The sequence below is a fragment of the Streptomyces sulfonofaciens genome, assembly GCF_014656295.1.
Taxonomy (GTDB): domain Bacteria; phylum Actinomycetota; class Actinomycetes; order Streptomycetales; family Streptomycetaceae; genus Streptomyces; species Streptomyces sulfonofaciens.
In genome coordinates this window covers 224,532-242,076 of the sequence record NZ_BNCD01000003.1, presented here as the reverse complement: position 1 = coordinate 242,076, position 17,545 = coordinate 224,532, and the positions used below count along the sequence as shown (strand labels likewise).

Here is a 17,545-nt window from a genome sequence, read left to right as displayed (position 1 = left end):
CGGCACCCAGGTGACGGAGAGTACCGCGGAGGGCCGGACGATCAGCGGAACCCCACCGGTGGTACGGGCACATGACCCGGTGGCCGGTTTGTGCGGGCGACCGCGTAGCGCAGCTTACGCGTTCCTGGGGTGTGCCAGCGACCCCGGTGTGCCTGCGCTGCTCCGCGAGCGTCCAGCGCCCCCGCGGCCCCGCAACCTCCGCCTGACTTGCGGTCCGCCGGCCCGCCGACTTCCCGGTGCCCACTCCCCGGACGGCGTTCGCGGCCGCCGTCCCGCCGTCCCGCGCCGGTTTAGCCCGTGCTGCCGTCGGCGCTGCTGCCGTTGGCGGTCGAATCGCGCAGCATGCAGGTGAGGCGGGCGGTGCACACCCGCCGGCCCTGCTCGTCGCTGATCACGATCTCGTACGTCGCCGTGGAGCGCCCCCGGTGCACGGGTGTCGCGACCCCCGTCACCAGACCGGAGCGTGCGCCCTTGTGGTGGGTGCAGTTGAGGTCGACGCCCACCGCGAAGCGGTGCGGACCGCCGTGCAGCATCGAGCCCACCGAGCCGAGCGTCTCGGCGAGCACCGCGGAGGCTCCGCCGTGCAGCAGGCCGTAGGGCTGGGTGTTGCCCTCGACCGGCATGGTGCCCACCACGCGCTCCGCCGACGCCTGGGTGATCTCGATGCCCATCCGCTCGCCGAGGGCCCCGGCCGAGAACAGCGCGGGCAGGTCAAGCCCGAGCGCGGTGTACTCGTCCACCACTTCCTGCGGGAACTTCACGGTGTGCCGCGCTCCGTGCTGCTCACCCATGGGCCAGGCTCCGTTCTCCGAGTGCGTGTGCTGCGCCCATCTCATACGCCCGGGCACGACCTGAGCAAGTGCTCAGCCCAGAGCGGACCGTTCGAGGCGCACCACGACGGACTTGCTCGCGGGGGTGTTGCTGGTGTCGGCGGTCGCGTCCAGCGGGACCAGCACATTCGTCTCCGGGTAGTACGCGGCGGCGCACCCGCGCGCGGTGGGGTAGTGCACCACCCTGAACCCCGGTGCCCGCCGCTCCACGCCGTCCTCCCACTCGCTGACCAGGTCCGTGTACGAACCGTCCGACAGGCCCAGCGCCGCCGCGTCCGCGGGGTTGACCAGCACGACCCTGCGGCCGTTCCTGATACCGCGGTAGCGGTCGTCGAGGCCGTAGATCGTGGTGTTGTACTGGTCGTGCGAGCGCAGCGTCTGCAGCAGCAGCCGGCCCTCGGGCAGGTGCGGGTGCTCGACGGGTGCCGCGGTGAAGTTGGCCCTGCCCGTGGCGGTGGGGAAGCGGCGCTCGTCGCGCGGCGCGTGCGGCAGGGCGAAGCCCCCGGGTACCGCCACGCGCGCGTTGAAGTCCTCGAAGCCGGGGATCACGCGCCCGATGCGGTCCCGGATCGTCGCGTAGTCCTTCTCGAACTCCTCCCAGGGCGTGCGCGACTCGTGGCCCAGTACCCGGCGCGCCAGCCGGCACACGATCGCCGGCTCGGAGAGCAGGTGCGCGCTCGCCGGGTCCAGCCGGCCGCGCGAGGCGTGCACCATGCCCATGGAGTCCTCCACCGTCACGAACTGCTCGCCGCTGCCCTGCAGGTCCCGCTCGGTGCGGCCCAGGGTGGGCAGGATCAGCGCCCGTGCGCCGGTCACCGCGTGGGAGCGGTTCAGCTTGGTGGAGACGTGCACCGTCAGCCGGGCGCGGCGCATCGCCGCCTCGGTGACCTCGGTGTCGGGCGAGGCGGAGACGAAGTTGCCGCCCATCGCGAAGAACACCTTCGCCGCACCGTCCCGCAGCGCCCTGATGGCCCGCACCACGTCGTAGCCGTGCTCCCGGGGCGGAGCGAACCCGAACTCCCGCTCGAGGGCGTCCAGCAGATCGGCGCCGGGCCGCTCGAAGATTCCCATCGTGCGGTCGCCCTGCACGTTGGAGTGGCCGCGCACCGGGCACACGCCCGCGCCCGGGCGGCCGACGTTGCCGCGCAGCAGGAGGAAGTTCACCACCTCGCGGATGGTCGGCACCGCGTGCTTGTGCTGGGTGAGGCCCATCGCCCAGCAGACCACGGTCCGCCGGGACTCCAGCACCATCCGCAGGGCCCGCTCGATCGCGGAGCGCTCCAGGCCCGTCGCCGCCAGCGTCTCGTCCCAGTCGGCGGTCCGCGCCGCCGCCGCGAACTCCTCGTACCCGTGCGTGTACGTCCCGACGAACTCCTCGTCGACCGCGCCGTCCGTCTCGATGATCAGCTTGTTCAGCAGGCGGAACAGCGCCTGGTCGCCGCCGAGGCGGATCTGAAGGAAGAGGTCGGTGAGCGCGGCCCCCCTGGTCAGGCCCTTCGGGGTCTGCGGGTTCTTGAAGCGCTCCAGCCCCGCTTCCGGCAGCGGGTTGACGGTGATGATCCGGGCGCCGCCGGCCTTGGCCTTCTCCAGCGCGGAGAGCATCCGGGGGTGGTTGGTGCCTGGGTTCTGCCCGGCGACGATGATCAGGTCGGCCTGGTGCAGGTCGTCGAGCAGCACGCTCCCCTTGCCGACGCCCAGCGTCTCGGTCAGCGCGGAGCCCGAGGACTCGTGGCACATGTTGGAGCAGTCCGGCAGGTTGTTCGTGCCGAACTCCCGGACGAAGAGCTGGTAGAGGAAGGCGGCCTCGTTGCTGGTGCGCCCCGAGGTGTAGAAGACCGCCTCGTCGGGGGAGTCGAGCGCCGTCAGCTCCTCGGCGACGATGTCGAACGCCTGCTCCCAGGACACCGGCTCGTACCGGTCCGCACCCTCGGCCAGGTACATCGGGTGGGTGAGGCGGCCCTGCTGCCCCAGCCAGTAGCCGCTGCGGGTGGCCAGGTCCGCGACCGGGTGCGCGGCGAAGAAGTCGGGCGTCACACGGCGCAGCGTGGCCTCCTCCGCGACCGCCTTCGCGCCGTTCTCGCAGAACTCGGCAGTGTGCCGCCGGCCCGGCTCGGGCCAGGCGCACCCCGGGCAGTCGAAGCCGTCCTTCTGGTTGACCCGCAGCAGGGTGAGCGCGGCGCGGCGCACGCCCATCTGCTGCTGCGCCATGCGCAGCGAGTGCCCGATGGCGGGCAGGCCCGCGGCCGCGTGCCGCGGCTCGGCGACCTCGGGTGCGTCCTGAACCGGATCGCCCTGGGGCGGCTTACTGGCCATCTCGGCTCCCTTTCGAGCGTATGCGGCGCACCCCGGGTGTCCTGCCGGGGGCTGCCGGTGCCGCGATCTCCTCGCCGGCGCCTTCGATCGTGCCACGGGGCACCGACGTGCCGGTGCCCCGGACCCCGCCTCCCGCCGCCGGGGCGGACCCGGGAGGGGACGCGCCCCGTCCGCCGCGTCGGGCGCACCGGGGGCCGGCGAAGCCGGGGCCCGCACTGTCAGTGCTCCGTGGCAGGATCGGACCCGTGGCAGAGAAAGCATCGAAGAAGAGCAAGAAGCCGACCGGCAGCCCGTCCGGCACGCCGACCGGGCAGGCCCGCCCCCGCCTCATGCTCATGGACGGGCACTCGCTGGCCTACCGCGCGTTCTTCGCGCTGCCCGCGGAGAACTTCACCACCGTGACGGGCCAGCCTACGAACGCGATCTACGGCTTCGCCTCGATGCTGGCGAACACCCTGCGTGATGAGGCGCCCACTCATTTCGCGGTGGCGTTCGACGTCTCCCGCAAGACCTGGCGCTCCCAGGAGTTCGCCGAGTACAAGGCGAACCGCGCGACCACGCCGGACGAGTTCAAGGGCCAGGTCGAGCTGATCGGCGAGCTGCTGGACGCGATGCGTGCCGAGCGCTTCGCGATCGAGGGCTTCGAGGCCGACGACGTCATCGCCACGCTCGCCACCCAGGCCGAGGCGGCCGGTTTCGAGGTGCTGATCGTCACCGGTGACCGGGACTCCTTCCAGTTGATCACCGAGAACACCACGGTCCTGTACCCCACCAAGGGCGTCTCCGAGCTCACCCGCTACACCCCTGACAAGCTCGCCGAGAAGTACGGGCTCACGCCCTCGCAGTACCCCGACTTCGCCGCCCTGCGCGGCGACCCGTCGGACAACCTCCCCGGCATCCCGGGCGTCGGTGAGAAGACGGCCGCCAAGTGGATCAACCAGTTCGGCTCCTTCGCCGAGCTGGTGGAGCGTGTCGAGGAGGTCAAGGGCAAGGTCGGGCAGAACCTCCGCGACCACCTGGAGTCCGTCAAGCTCAACCGCCGCCTCACCGAGCTGAGCCGCACGGTCGAGCTCCCCAAGGGCGTCGCGGACCTGGAGCGCGCCGCCTACGACCGCACGGCCGTGGCGATGGTGCTGGACACCCTGGAGATCCGCAATCCCTCGCTGCGCGAGCGGCTGCTCGCCGTCGACCCCGGCTCAAAGGAGGCCGAGTCCGCCCCGCCCGCCGAGGGCATCGAGCTGGACGGCTCGGTGCTCGGCAGCGGTGAGCTGGCCCCCTGGCTCGCCGAGCACGGCAACGCGGTCCTCGGCGTGGCCACGGTGGACACCTGGCAGCTCGGCTCGGGCGCGGTGGCCGAGGTCGCGCTGGCCGCCGCGGCAGGCGCCGCCGCCTGGTTCGACCCGTCCCAGCTCGACGAGTCCGACGAGAACGCCTTCGCGCACTGGCTCGCCGATCCCGGCAAGCCCAAGGTGCTGCACGACGCCAAGGGGGCCCTGCGGGTCTTCGCGGAGCACGGCTGGCGGATCGAGGGCGTCAGCATGGACACCGCCCTCGCCGCCTACCTCGTCAAGCCGGGCCGCCGCAGCTTCGCCCTCGACGCGCTCTCCCTGGAGTACCTCGGCCGCGAACTGGTCCCCGCCGCAGAGGCGGACGGCCAGCTCGCCTTCGGTACGGACGACCACGCCGAGGCCGAGGCCCTGATGGTGCAGGCGCGCACGATCCTGGACCTGGGCACCGCCTTCGGCGACCGGCTCAAGGAGGTCGGCGCCACCGGTCTGCTCACCGACATCGAGCTGCCGACCTCGGCCCTGCTGGCCCGCATGGAGCGGCACGGCATCGCCGCGGACCGCCCCCACCTGGAGGCCATGGAGCAGACGTTCGCGGCGGCCGTGCAGCAGGCCGTGAAGGAGGCGCACGCGTCCGTGGGCCACGAGTTCAACCTCGGCTCGCCCAAGCAGCTCCAGGAGGTGCTCTTCGGCGAGCTGGCCCTGCCGAAGACGAAGAAGACCAAGACCGGTTACACCACCGACGCGGACGCACTCGCCTGGCTGGCCGCCCAGACCGACCACGAGCTGCCGGTCATCATGCTGCGCCACCGCGAGCAGGCCCGGCTGCGGGTCACCGTCGAGGGCCTGCTCAAGTGCATCGCGGCGGACGGCCGCATCCACACCACCTTCAGCCAGACCGTCGCCGCGACCGGCCGCCTGTCGTCCACCGACCCCAACCTCCAGAACGTCCCGGTCCGGCTGGACGAGGGCCGCGCCATCCGCCGCGGCTTCGTCGTGGGCGAGGGCTTCGAGTCGCTGATGACCGCCGACTACAGCCAGATCGAGCTGCGCGTCATGGCCCACCTCTCCGAGGACGAGGGCCTCATCGAGGCGTTCACCTCCGGCGAGGACCTGCACTCCACCGTCGCCTCCCAGGTGTTCGGAGTCTCCACCTCCGCGGTCGACGCGGAGATGCGCCGCAAGATCAAGGCGATGTCGTACGGCCTGGCCTACGGCCTGTCCGCCTTCGGCCTCTCCCAGCAACTGAACGTCGAGGCGGCCGAGGCACGCGTCCTGATGGACACCTACTTCGAGCGCTTCGGCGGAGTGCGCGACTACCTGCGCCGTGCCGTCGACGAGGCCCGCGCCACCGGCTACACCGAAACGATGCTCGGCCGCCGCCGCTACCTCCCCGACCTCAACAGCGACAACCGCCAGCGCCGAGAGATGGCCGAGCGGATGGCGCTCAACGCCCCCATCCAGGGCACGGCCGCCGATATCGTCAAGATCGCGATGCTGAAGGTGGACAGCGCCCTGACCGAGGCCGGCCTCCGGTCCCGGATGCTCCTCCAGGTCCACGACGAAGTCGTCCTGGAGATCGCTCCGGGCGAGCGTGCGGCGGTCGAGGAGCTCGTCCGCCGCGAGATGTCCTCCGCGGTCGCCCTCCGCGCCCCCCTGGACGTCTCGGTCGGCGCCGGCCCGAACTGGGAGTCAGCGGCCCACTGACCGCCCCGAAGGGGGCGGGGGGTGCGATGAGCCATGGCGAGCCGGTGGGGCCGCCATGGTCCCGCAAGGGCCCTCTCGGCCGTATCCGGCCAACCGGCCGAGGGCGAACCGCGCGCGGAGTTCCGCGCACTGCCCTGCCCGAGGCACAGCCCCGCTCCGAAGTGGGCGCGGGAAGCGGCGCGATGAGCCACGGCGAGAGGGCGGGGCAAGGCCCAGGCCGACGGGCGGGGCGGGCGCGCACAGCCCCGCCCCCACCCCCCGACCCTTTCCTGCCGATGACACGCATGTAGTCAACTGGTGAAATTCGGGCACGAACGGCTGCCCGCGCACAGGAAGTTGCCGTAGGGTCGCCAGGACCGACCGTGCGGGGGAGCGCACGGCGGGACGACACCGACGGAGGGGTTTACGGGATGGCGGCGCAGTTCGGCAGGAGGCTTCGCAGAGGAGCGGCCACCACGGCGGTGGCGGCAGCCGCGGTCGCGGCGCTTTCCGCCTCACAGGCCCCCGGTGTGACCGAGGACGCCCACCGCGGCCAGACGTCCGAGGCCACCACGCCTCCTGGCGACTCGTCGGCGACCGGCGACTCCCCGTACTACACGGACCTGCCCCCGCTCAACAGCCCCACCCCGCCACCCTCCGCCGACCACCCGCCGGCCGCCCACGGCGACACCGAGGCCGGCATACCGGCCACGGTGCTTGACGCCTACAAGAAGGCCGCCGACGCGCTCGCCACCTCGCAGCCGGGGTGCAACCTCCCCTGGCAACTGCTCGCGGCCATCGGCAAGGTGGAGTCGGGTCAGGCGCGCGGCGGCGCGGTCGACGCGAACGGCACCACGCTCAGCCCCATCCTCGGCCCGGTGCTCAACGGCCACGGCTTCGCCGAGATCACCGACACCGACAACGGCCTGCTGGACGGTGACGCGGTGCACGACCGCGCGGTCGGCCCCATGCAGTTCATACCCTCCACCTGGTCCCAGGGCGGTCCGGACCACACCGGTTGGGGCGCCGACGGCAACGCCGACGGCAAGAAGGACCCCAACAACGTCTACGACGCCGCGCTGGCCGCGGGCCGCTACCTGTGCGCCGGCGGCCGGGACATGTCCGTCACGGGCGACCTCCACCGCGCGATCCTGTCCTACAACCAGTCGCAGGACTACCTGAACACGGTCCTGTCCTGGTACGAGTACTACCGCAAGGGCACGCACGAGGTACCGGACGGCACCGGTGTCCCGCCCCGCGACCGCAGCGACGAGACCCCGGACCCCTCGTCCCCGCCGCCCAAGGGACCCAGCACCCCCGGCAAGCCCGGCAAGCCCGGTGGGGCGGACCACGGATCCGAGCCCGGCACGACGGACCCCGGCACGGATCCCGGCGCGACGGACCCCGGCGCGACGGACCCCGGCCCCGGGAGCGGTGCGGACGGCGACTCCGGCGACGAGACGCCCACGGACACCGTCACCCACATCGAGGACGCCGGCACCGGCACGCTCAGCGCGACCGCCGGGGAGTCCTTCACCCAGCGCGTCAAGGCCCGCACCGAGAACAGCCAGAACGCTCCGGTGAGCCGGGTACGCGTGCGTTTCACCCTCATCGGCGACACGGGCGCGACGTTCGAGGGCGGCGAGACCGTGGCCACCGTCCAGACGGACGCCTCCGGCACCGCCACCGCCCCCGCCCTGGACGCGGGCGACAAGGCCGGCGACTTCGTCGTCCGCGCCACCGTCGTCGGACGCGCCGTGCCCGCCCTCGACTTCAAGGCGACGGTCACCGCGCGCCAGGCCGACAGGCTCGCAAGGACCAGCGACGAGGACCTCATCTGCACGCCGGGCGGTACCTTCGCGGACGACGTCGAGGTGAAGGCCACCTACCAGGGAGCGGCCGCGCCCGGCGTCGCCGCGACCGCCACCCTCGTCACGTCCGTCCTCGACTCGTCGGAGAACGACAAGGGCCCCTACTTCAAGGACGACGCCGGCAAGCCGATCCGCACCCTCACGAACCTCACCACCGACGAGAACGGCCTCCTGAAGCTCCCCGAGCTCTACGCGGACGACACCACCGGCACCTTCCTGCTGCGCATCACCACCACCGGTGGCGGCACCCTCGACGTCAAGCTGACCGTCCAGGCGGCCGACAGCGAAACCACGCAGCCGCCGGGAGGCGCGCAGGGCACCTCGGGGTCGTGACACCACCGGCAACGCGGACGACGGGCCCCGTGCGTGACGGCACGGGGCCCGCGGGTCCGCCTTCGCCCAGCGCCCTCAGCGGCGCGCCCGCGCGGTGGTGTGCCGGGTGGGCTCCGCACGGGACGGGTCCTCCGGCCACGGATGCTTCGGATACCGTCCGCGCAACTCGGCCCGCACCGCCCGGTACCCCTCCCGCCAGAAGGACGCCAGGTCGGCGGTGACGGCCGCCGGACGACCCGCGGGCGACAGCAGGTGCACCAGCACCGGCACCCCCGCCACCACGGGCGTGCGGGCCAGTCCGAACATCTCCTGCAGCTTCACGGCGAGCACCGGCTGCCGCGGATCCGAGTAGTCGACCCGCACCCGGGACCCGCTGGGCACCACGATCCGCTCAGGAGCCAGCTCGTCCAGCCGCGCCGCCTCACCGGACGCCCACGGCAGCAGCCGCCGCAGGCAGCCGCCCGCGTCGATCCTGGCCAGGTCCGCCCGCCGCCGGGCCCGCCCGAGCTCCGGTTCCAGCCATTCGCCGGCCCGTGCGAGCAGGGCCTCGTCCGACACGTCCGGCCATGCACCGCCGACCGGTGCGGGGCCACCGCCGGCATCCGCCGCGCCCTTCGGCGCACCGTCCGCCACGCGCGCGTGGCCCTCGGCGTCCTTGCCCCGGCCGGCGGCCCTGTCGTGCAGGAACGCCAGGCGCATACGCAGTTCCCGTGCCTCGCGGGTCCAGTGCAGCAGTCCCAGGCCCTCGTCCGCCAGGCCGGTCAGGAGCGCTGCGCGCACCAGGGTCTGCGCCGGGTCGCGCAGCGGCCGTGCGGTCAGCTCGACCGCGCCCAGCCGCTCCACCCGGCGCGCCACCACGTCCCCGGCCACCCAGCCGACCTCCTCCGCGCCGGAACGCAGGGGGGCCGCCGCCTGCCGTGCGGTGTCCTCGTCGACCGGCGCGGCGAGCCGCACGCGGGCGTGTGCCCGTGCCACGGGCCGGTCCGCCACGGCCACCGCCAGCCAGGGCGCACCGCGCAGCGCCGATCCGTCCGCGGGCTCCGCCCCGGTGCCGGACACCATCAGATAGGTGCCGTCACCACGGGAGCGCGCAAGTCGTTCCGGAAACGCCAGGGCGGCGACGAGCCCGGCCGCCTGGTCGTCCCCGGCCCCCCGCCCACCGCCGTCGTCCTGCGCCCCGTCGTCCCGCGGCTGCCGGCCGGAGCTCCCGAGAGCGCCGCGGGCCGCGCCGGCCAGCCGCCCCGCCTCCCGCCGCCACCGCCCGGCGTACCCGTCCCCCGCAGCGTCGCCGCCGCGCCGTGCCGCGCGCCAGGCCGCCGCCAGATCGTCCCCGAAGGCGCGGGGCGGTTCCTCGCTCAGCAGCGCGACGATCTCCGCCGCACGCCGGACACCGACCTCGCGCGCCCCGTCCAGCAGCGCACGCGCCAGTCGGGGATGCACCCCCATACGGGCCATCCGGACACCGCGGTCCGTTGCCCGGCCCCCGTCCCCTATCGCACCGATCGCCGTCAGGACCTCCCGGGCCGCAGCCAGGGCACCCGCGGGCGGCGGGTCCAGCAGCGCCAGCCCCGTGGCCCCGGGGTCGCCCCAGCACGCCGTCTGGAGAGCGAAAGCCGTCAGGTCGGCGACCCTGATCTCCGGCGCGGGGAACCGCGGCAACCGGGCGTGCTCCGCCTCGGCCCAGCAGCGGTACACCGCGCCCGGCCCCTCACGGCCCGCGCGGCCCGCCCGCTGCCGTGCCGCCGCCTGCGAGGCCCGTACCGTCGTGAGCGAGCCCAGACCGCGCGCATGGTCCGTACGCGGCTCCCTGGCGAGGCCGGAGTCCACCACCGTCCGCACTCCCGGCACCGTCAGACTCGACTCCGCCACCGCCGTGGCCAGCACCACCCGCCGGTTCCGGCCGCCCGTGAGCACCGCGTCCTGGACCGCGGCGGGCGCCCGGCCGTGCACCTGGAGCACCTCGGTGCCCGGCAGGCCGCCCAGCAGCCCCGACACCCGGCCGATCTCGCCGACGCCCGGCAGGAAGCAGAGCACGTCGCCGTCCCGCTCCGCGAGCGCCCTGCGCACCACCGCGGCCACATGCGCCAGCAGCGCGGGATCCACCCGCATCCCGTGCGGCGGCCGCACCGGCGCTGCGGGCGGCGCCCACACCACGTCCACGGGATACGAGACCCCCTGTGCCGTGACCACCGGCGCGCCGTCCAGCAGCGCCGCCCAGCCCTGCGCGTCGGTCGTCGCCGACGCCGCCACCAGACGCAGCTCGGGGCGGAGCGCGGCCCGCACGTCCAGCAGGAACGCCGCCACCGTGTCCGCGTCCAGATGCCGCTCGTGGCACTCGTCGAGCACCACCACGTCGACACCGGCCAGCTCCTGGTCGCGCTGCAGGCGCTGCATCAGCACGCCCGTGGTGACGACCTCCACGCGCGTGTGCGCTCCGATCACGCGCTCGCCGCGCACCGCGTAGCCCACGCTCGCGCCGGGCTGCTCGCCGAGCAGCCACGCCATCCGGCGCGCGGCGGCACGGGCCGCGATACGGCGCGGCTCCGCGACCACCACGCGCCGCACCGGACCGCCGTCCGCCAGGAGCCCGGCCAGCGCCAGCGGGACGAGGGTGGTCTTGCCGGTTCCCGGCGGCGCGCACAGGACCGCGGCGCCGTGCGCGCCGGGGCCGTCCAGGGCCGTACGCAGCGCGGGCAGTGCAGTGCGGACCGGCAGCCGGTCCAGGGCATCGGTACGCATCACACGGCCAGTGTCCCGGACGGCGACCGGGCCGGCGGCAGGGCCCGGCACCCGGCGCCCGCGCGCCCGGCACCGTCTCCGCGGGGCGCACGGAACGCCGTCGGCCCCGCCTCCGCGGGGCGCGCGGGGTCGGCCGCCGCAGCCGTCGGCTCAGCCCCAACCGGGGCCGCCGGGGCCGCCGGTCCGTCGCCCGCGCCGCCCGTGCGGGGGTGGGGCGGGGCGGGCCGCCGTCAGCGCTCGCAGACGAATATCGCCGTGCCGGGGATCAGGTTCCCGCGCAGCGGCGACCAGCCGCCCCACTCCTGACCGTTCCAGGACGGCCACTCGGGTTCCACCAGGTCCAGCAGGCGGAATCCGGCGGCGACCACGTCCCGCACCCGGTCACCGAGCGTCCTGTGGTGCTCGACGTACACGGCCCGGCCCGCCTCGTCCTGCTCCACGTACGGCGTGCGGTCGAAGTAGGAGGAGCCGACCGACAGGCCCTCGGGGCCCGGCTCGTCCGGGAAGGCCCAGCGGATCGGGTGCGTGACCGAGAAGACGAACCGGCCGCCGGGCCGCAGCACCCTGTACACCTCCGCCAGCACCCGCACCGGCTCGGCCACGAACGGGAGCGCCCCGTACGCCGAGCAGGCCAGGTCGAAGGAGCCGGCCGCGAAGGGCAGGGCCCCGGCGTCCGCCTGCACCAGGCGCACGCCGGCGCCCGGGGGAAGCGCGTCCGCGAGCCGCAGCGCGTGCTGGAGCTGCCGGTGCGACAGGTCAAGGGCGACCGGCCGCGCGCCCTGCGCCGCCAGCCACCGCGAGCACTGCGCGGCACCCGCGCCCACTTCGAGCACCCTGCGGCCGGCCAGCGCGGCCACCGGGCCCAGCAGCCCGGCCTCGGCCTCGTCCAGCCCCTCGGGCCCCCACACGAATCGGTCGTCCCCCAGGAAGGCACCGTGCTCGTGCTGGTACTCGTCGGCGTTCCTGTCCCACCAGCCGCGGTTGGCGCGGCTGCTCTCCGCGGCCGAGGAGGTGCGGCGAGTGGCCTCCGGTTCGAACGGCCCGGCCCCCTCGGCCCCCTCGGTCCGCCTGAACGGCCCGGATGGCTGGGAATGCTCCTCCGCAGGGCCTCCGGAGGGCCCCGTCAGATCGCGCTCTTGGATGATCGGCTCCATCGTCGTATTCTCCGGTCGAGCCTGCTGCCGTTCCCTGTGGTGCGACCCGCCGGACGGTCCCCCGAGGCGCGTCCTCGCTACCCATGTGGCCTGAGGCAACAGGATGTGTGCCGGGTATGTGGTGATCCGCCCCGGGTGTGCGTCTTCGTGCATTGACCCTGTCCGGCTGCCCCCGTATGCTACAAGTTGCGCTGCGGGCCTGCGCGCCTCAGACCGAGCAGGCCGTGCTCGCATCTGTTGTATGTCCCCTCGGTTGTCGAGGTGCATTTCTGGCTCTTCCGGTTCCCGGCGACCGGTGGGGAGAGGGAAAGCGCCTCCTAGGCTGTCCGGCGTCTTCAGAGCGAAACGGGCTCACGGCGCAAAGCAGTACCTACGACTTCAATGTCCGTACCGGAGCCCTTTCCCACATGACGAGCAGCACCGAGACCACCGCCACCACCCCGCAGGTAGCGGTCAACGACATCGGTAACGAGGAAGCCTTCCTCGCCGCGATCGACGAGACGATCAAGTACTTCAACGACGGCGACATCGTCGACGGCGTCATCGTGAAGGTCGACCGGGACGAGGTCCTGCTCGACATCGGTTACAAGACCGAGGGCGTCATCCCGTCCCGGGAACTCTCGATCAAGCACGACGTCGACCCGAACGAGGTCGTCGCCGTGGGCGACGAGATCGAGGCCCTCGTCCTCCAGAAGGAGGACAAGGAGGGGCGCCTGATCCTCTCGAAGAAGCGTGCCCAGTACGAGCGTGCCTGGGGCACCATCGAGAAGATCAAGGAAGAGGACGGGATCGTCACCGGTACCGTCATCGAGGTCGTCAAGGGTGGTCTCATCCTCGACATCGGCCTCCGCGGCTTCCTTCCGGCCTCCCTCGTCGAGATGCGCCGTGTCCGCGACCTCCAGCCTTACGTGGGCAAGGAGCTCGAGGCCAAGATCATCGAGCTGGACAAGAACCGCAACAACGTCGTCCTCTCCCGCCGCGCCTGGCTGGAGCAGACCCAGTCCGAGGTGCGCCAGACCTTCCTCACCACCCTCCAGAAGGGTCAGGTGCGGTCCGGTGTGGTCTCGTCGATCGTCAACTTCGGCGCCTTCGTGGACCTGGGCGGCGTAGACGGCCTGGTGCACGTCTCCGAGCTGTCCTGGAAGCACATCGACCACCCGTCCGAGGTCGTCGAGGTCGGCCAGGAGGTCACCGTCGAGGTCCTGGACGTCGACATGGACCGCGAGCGCGTCTCCCTGTCGCTGAAGGCGACCCAGGAAGACCCGTGGCAGCAGTTCGCCCGGACCCACCAGATCGGGCAGGTCGTGCCCGGCAAGGTCACCAAGCTCGTGCCGTTCGGCGCGTTCGTCCGGGTGGACGAGGGCATCGAGGGCCTGGTCCACATCTCCGAGCTGGCCGAGCGCCACGTGGAGATCCCGGAGCAGGTCGTCCAGGTCAACGACGAGATCTTCGTCAAGGTCATCGACATCGACCTGGAGCGCCGCCGCATCAGCCTCTCGCTGAAGCAGGCCAACGAGTCCTTCGGCGCCGACCCGGCCTCGGTCGAGTTCGACCCGACCCTCTACGGCATGGCCGCGTCGTACGACGACCAGGGGAACTACATCTACCCCGAGGGCTTCGACCCCGAGACCAACGACTGGCTGCCCGGCTACGAGCAGCAGCGTGAGGCCTGGGAGACGCAGTACGCCGAGGCCCAGCAGCGCTTCGAGCAGCACCAGGCGCAGGTCATCAAGTCCCGCGAGGCCGACGCGCAGGCCGCGGCCGAGGGTGGCGAGCAGTCCGCTCCGGCCGCCTCCGGCGGCTCCTACTCCTCGGAGACGCAGGACAACTCCGGCGCGCTCGCGTCGGACGAGGCCCTGGCCGCCCTGCGCGAGAAGCTGGCCGGCGGCCAGAGCTGAGCGCCTGCCGCTCCGGCGGCAGCCGGGTAGCCGGGTCGCGCGGCTGAGGTGGAGCCGCTGATCGACGCCACGGGGCCCGCATCCTTCGGATGCGGGCCCCGTGGCTTTTCCGTTCTCCGGGTTCGGCGTCCGGGCCGCCCTCCGGGCCCGGGTGCCTCTCCGGGGCGGCCCGCGGTGCGCGGGACGCGCGGTGTTCGGCGACCGGTGCGCCCTGCTGCACCGAGGCCGGGCGAGGTCGCCGTCGACCGGTTGGGGCACCGGTTCGGTCCCGGGCGCGGCAGGCGCCTGCGGCCCGGCCGTGTCGTGCGCACCTCGTGACGTCACCTCACGGCGTCACCTCACGGCGTCACCTCGATGTTGGTAAGGCCCTTGCCGCCCGTGACCGTGTTGCTGCCGTAGACCGTGGTCCGGCAGTCGTCGGCCTGGTTGGTGACATTGATCGCGAGCTGGTTCGCGCCGGAGGCGCCCGTCAGGTCGGACGTGTTGCCGCGGAAGACCGTGCCGCACCCCCAGCCGTCCCTCTGGCTGTGGGTCTCGTAGCCGTCGTTCGTGGTGCGGGTGCCCTTGTTGTTCTCCACGACGACGTCGTTGCCCTTGACGTCGATCCAGGAGTCGTCGTAGTTCGCGCCGGTCAAGCCGCTGCCGTCGAAGGTGTTGCCCGACACCACCGTGCCGGTCGTGCCCTCCTTGATGTCCACGTTCTCGCCGCCGACCCCGGGGCCGATGGTGTTGTCCAGGATCTGTACGCCGTCGCTCTTGTCGTCCAGCGTGTTGGCCGTGCCGACGTAGACGCCCTCGCCCATGCCGCGGCCGTCCTTGCCGGTGTCGTGGACGGTCGAGTTCCTGATGACGCCGTCACTGCTCGAATTGCGGAAGTGGACGCCCTCCATGTCGAGATCGTGGACGGTCACCGAGTCGATGGTCACCCCGTCGGCCGAGTCGATCACGATGCCCTTCTGGCCGCCCGTGACGGTGATCCCCTTGACCGTCCAGTGCGAGGCGCCGTCCAGGTGGAGGCCGTAGCCGCCGCGGGCGGTGAGCACCGCGTCGGCGGAGCCCGTGAGGGTGATCGGCGCGCCCGACGTGGCCGCCGTGGTGGTCTCGAAGTTCCCGGTGTACGTGCCGTCCGCCAGGTGGATCGTGTCGCCGGGCGCGGCGTCGCCGAGCGCCGCCTCCAGCTCGTCGGCCGTGGAGACCTCGATGGTGACCGCCTGCCGGTCCGGAGCGGCGAGCGCCGTGGAGGCACCCGCGGCTGCGGCGGCGAGGGCGGCGACCAGTGGGAGGAGCAGCTTTCGGGTGCGCATGAGGACCTTCCCGTCTGCGTTCTCGTGAGGGAGCGGGGGGCGGCGCACGGTCCCACGGACCTCCCGGGACCGGTCCGCTTGTTCACGCATACGTTTGTATACGTGAACACCAGGCGCGTGTGTGAACGCGTGATGGTCGTGACGGTAAGGGTGCCGTATGTCCGCGTCAAGGTCTGGACCAGATCCGGTCGACTCCGCCTGTCTCCGGGGAATGAGCCGGCCGTGCGGTGCGTTCGGAAGGGCAGATACGAAGAGGAGCAGTCATCGTGCTTGATCCGCAGGGTTTGTACGCGTGGGAGCCGAAGGGTCTGGGCGTCGTCGACATGGCCCTGGCCCAGGAATCGGCCGGACTGGTCATGCTCTACCACTTCGACGGCTACATCGATGCGGGGGAGACGGGCGGTCAGATCGTCGAGCGCCTTCTCGACTCCCTGCCCCACCAGGTCGTCGCCCGCTTCGACCACGACCGCCTGGTGGACTACCGCGCCAGGCGCCCCCTGCTGACGTTCCGTCGGGACCGCTGGACGTCCTACGAGGAGCCGACACTTGACGTACGGCTCGTCCAGGACGCCACGGGCGCCCCGTTCCTGCTGCTGTCCGGCCCCGAGCCGGACGTCGAGTGGGAGCGCTTCGCGGCCGCGGTGGAGCAGATCGTGGAGCGCCTCGGCGTCCGCCTCGCGGTGAACTTCCACGGCATCCCCATGGGTGTGCCCCACACCCGCCCCGTCGGCCTCACCCCGCACGGCAACCGCACGGAGCTGGTGCCCGGCCACCGCAGCCCCTTCGACGAGGCGCAGGTCCCGGGCAGCGCCGAGGCCCTCGTGGAGTACCGGCTCGACCAGGCCGGCCATGACGTCCTCGGTGTCGCCGCCCACGTGCCGCACTACATCGCCCGTTCCGCCTACCCCGACGCCGCGCTCACCGTCCTGGAGTCGATCACCGCGGCCACCGGTCTGGTGCTGCCGGGCATCGCACACGCCCTGCGCACCGAGGCGCACCGCACGCAGACCGAGATCGACCGGCAGATCCAGGAGGGCGACGACGAACTCGTCGCGCTGGTCCAGGGGCTTGAGCACCAGTACGACGCCGCGGCAGGTGCCGAGAGTCGCGGCAACATGCTCGCCGAGCCGGCGGACATCCCGTCCGCCGACGAGATCGGCCAGGAGTTCGAACGCTTCCTGGCGGAGCGCGAGGGCGACGGCTGACCGGGCTCCCCGCGGCGGCTCGCCCGAGGCGTTCTCTAAGCTTCGGGTCATGCTGAGAGTGGGCCTGACCGGTGGGATCGGCGCCGGCAAGAGCGAGGTGGCACGGCTGCTCGTGGAGCACGGCGCGGTGCTGGTGGATTCGGACCGCATCGCCAGGGAGGTCGTCGAGCCCGGCAGCCGCGGGCTGGCGGCCGTCGTGGCGGCCTTCGGCGAGGACGTGCTGACCGCGGACGGTTCTCTGGACCGGCCCAGGCTGGGCTCGATCGTCTTCGCCGACGCCGAGAGGCTGGCCGAGCTCAACGCGATCGTGCACCCGCTGGTGCGTGAGCGCTCCGCGGAACTGGAGGCGGCCGCGCCGCCCGACGCCGTCGTCGTCCACGACGTGCCCCTCCTGGTCGAGAACGACCTTGCGCCGCTCTACGACCTGGTGATCGTCGTCGACGCCTCTCCGCGGACCCAGCTCGACCGTCTGGTACGGCTGCGCGGCATGACGGAGGAGGACGCCCGGGCCCGGATGGCCGCGCAGGCGACCCGCGAAAGGCGCCTGGCCCTCGCGGACCTCGTGATCGACAACGAAGTCAGCCTTGACGCGCTGCACGAGCGGGTCCGCGAGGTATGGGACCAGTTGACGCGCAGGGCGCGGTCCGGCACATCCGGTGCCTCCGGCGACGGAGCGGAGTGACCGGCCGGAGCGGCGGTCGGCCGCCGCAGTGGCAGCCGGCCCGGGAGTGGCGGCCGGACCCCGCAACGCGGTCGGCGGCACGGGGCGGTCGCGGGTGAGGGCGCCGCCGCGGTGGGCGCCTTGGACCGGGGCAGGTGTGCGGACGCACCTCGATCCGGCGTGGACCTGTCGTGGCACGGCCGGGAAGCTGCCGTGGAATAGCGTCCGTGCACGCCGGTGTTGAACGAGCCAGCCAGGGAAGGAG

The 17,545-nt window shown here is 72.9% G+C and carries 10 protein-coding genes; 5 read left to right on the top strand and 5 right to left on the bottom strand.

Going from position 1 to position 17,545, the window contains the following annotated elements; translation table 11 throughout:
- Positions 1 to 290: 290 nt before the first annotated feature.
- Both IE313_RS06850 and IE313_RS06845 read right to left on the bottom strand, forming a co-directional pair.
- Complete coding sequence (locus tag IE313_RS06850; protein WP_189930038.1) at positions 291 to 791, bottom strand: PaaI family thioesterase; 501 nt, start codon at positions 789 to 791, stop codon at positions 291 to 293.
- 72 nt (positions 792 to 863) lie between these two features.
- Positions 864 to 3,143, bottom strand: coding sequence for an FdhF/YdeP family oxidoreductase (locus IE313_RS06845; protein ID WP_189930037.1), 2,280 nt, complete (start codon positions 3,141 to 3,143; stop codon positions 864 to 866).
- Between the two features lie 245 nt (positions 3,144 to 3,388).
- Between IE313_RS06845 and polA the strand changes: the two genes are divergently transcribed.
- Positions 3,389 to 6,136 (top strand): DNA polymerase I, encoded by a 2,748-nt coding sequence (polA, locus tag IE313_RS06840; RefSeq protein WP_189930036.1) that lies wholly within the window; start codon positions 3,389 to 3,391, stop codon positions 6,134 to 6,136.
- Positions 6,137 to 6,546: 410 nt separating this feature from the next.
- Positions 6,547 to 8,319 (top strand): lytic transglycosylase domain-containing protein, encoded by a 1,773-nt coding sequence (locus tag IE313_RS06835; protein ID WP_189930035.1) that lies wholly within the window; start codon positions 6,547 to 6,549, stop codon positions 8,317 to 8,319.
- A 75-nt stretch (positions 8,320 to 8,394) separates the two neighbouring features.
- Here the strand turns inward: IE313_RS06835 and hrpB are convergent, their stop codons facing one another.
- Positions 8,395 to 11,061: an ATP-dependent helicase HrpB gene (gene hrpB, locus IE313_RS06830; RefSeq protein ID WP_189930033.1), complete on the bottom strand. Its 2,667-nt coding sequence runs from the start codon at positions 11,059 to 11,061 to the stop codon at positions 8,395 to 8,397.
- A gap of 227 nt (positions 11,062 to 11,288) precedes the next feature.
- Complete coding sequence (locus IE313_RS06825; RefSeq protein ID WP_189930031.1) at positions 11,289 to 12,212, bottom strand: class I SAM-dependent methyltransferase; 924 nt, start codon at positions 12,210 to 12,212, stop codon at positions 11,289 to 11,291.
- Between the two features lie 407 nt (positions 12,213 to 12,619).
- Here IE313_RS06825 and rpsA point away from each other — a divergent pair, with 407 nt between their 5' ends.
- Positions 12,620 to 14,110: a 30S ribosomal protein S1 gene (gene rpsA / locus IE313_RS06820; protein WP_189930030.1), complete on the top strand. Its 1,491-nt coding sequence runs from the start codon at positions 12,620 to 12,622 to the stop codon at positions 14,108 to 14,110.
- 338 nt (positions 14,111 to 14,448) lie between these two features.
- Here rpsA and IE313_RS06815 read toward each other — a convergent pair whose 3' ends face one another.
- Complete coding sequence (locus IE313_RS06815; protein ID WP_189930029.1) at positions 14,449 to 15,414, bottom strand: right-handed parallel beta-helix repeat-containing protein; 966 nt, start codon at positions 15,412 to 15,414, stop codon at positions 14,449 to 14,451.
- Positions 15,415 to 15,680: 266 nt separating this feature from the next.
- On the opposite strand from IE313_RS06815, the gene IE313_RS06810 reads away from it, so the two are divergent.
- Positions 15,681 to 16,619 carry a PAC2 family protein gene (locus IE313_RS06810; protein ID WP_189930028.1) on the top strand — a complete coding sequence of 313 codons (939 nt, stop codon included), beginning with the start codon at positions 15,681 to 15,683 and terminating at the stop codon, positions 16,617 to 16,619.
- Positions 16,620 to 16,668: 49 nt separating this feature from the next.
- The gene (coaE, locus tag IE313_RS06805; RefSeq protein WP_189930027.1) at positions 16,669 to 17,301 is read left to right on the top strand and encodes a dephospho-CoA kinase; all 633 of its coding nucleotides are present in this window, start codon (positions 16,669 to 16,671) and stop codon (positions 17,299 to 17,301) included.
- The last annotated feature ends 244 nt before the right edge of the window (positions 17,302 to 17,545 follow it).

Coding starts and splice junctions, on each gene's coding strand:
- IE313_RS06850 (WP_189930038.1), bottom strand. CDS start 791: ATGGGTGAGCAGCACGGAGCGCGGCACACCGTGAAGTTCCCGCAGGAA.
- IE313_RS06845 (WP_189930037.1), bottom strand. CDS start 3,143: ATGGCCAGTAAGCCGCCCCAGGGCGATCCGGTTCAGGACGCACCCGAG.
- IE313_RS06835 (WP_189930035.1), top strand. CDS start 6,547: ATGGCGGCGCAGTTCGGCAGGAGGCTTCGCAGAGGAGCGGCCACCACG.
- IE313_RS06825 (WP_189930031.1), bottom strand. CDS start 12,212: ATGGAGCCGATCATCCAAGAGCGCGATCTGACGGGGCCCTCCGGAGGC.
- rpsA (WP_189930030.1), top strand. CDS start 12,620: ATGACGAGCAGCACCGAGACCACCGCCACCACCCCGCAGGTAGCGGTC.
- IE313_RS06815 (WP_189930029.1), bottom strand. CDS start 15,414: ATGCGCACCCGAAAGCTGCTCCTCCCACTGGTCGCCGCCCTCGCCGCC.
- coaE (WP_189930027.1), top strand. CDS start 16,669: ATGCTGAGAGTGGGCCTGACCGGTGGGATCGGCGCCGGCAAGAGCGAG.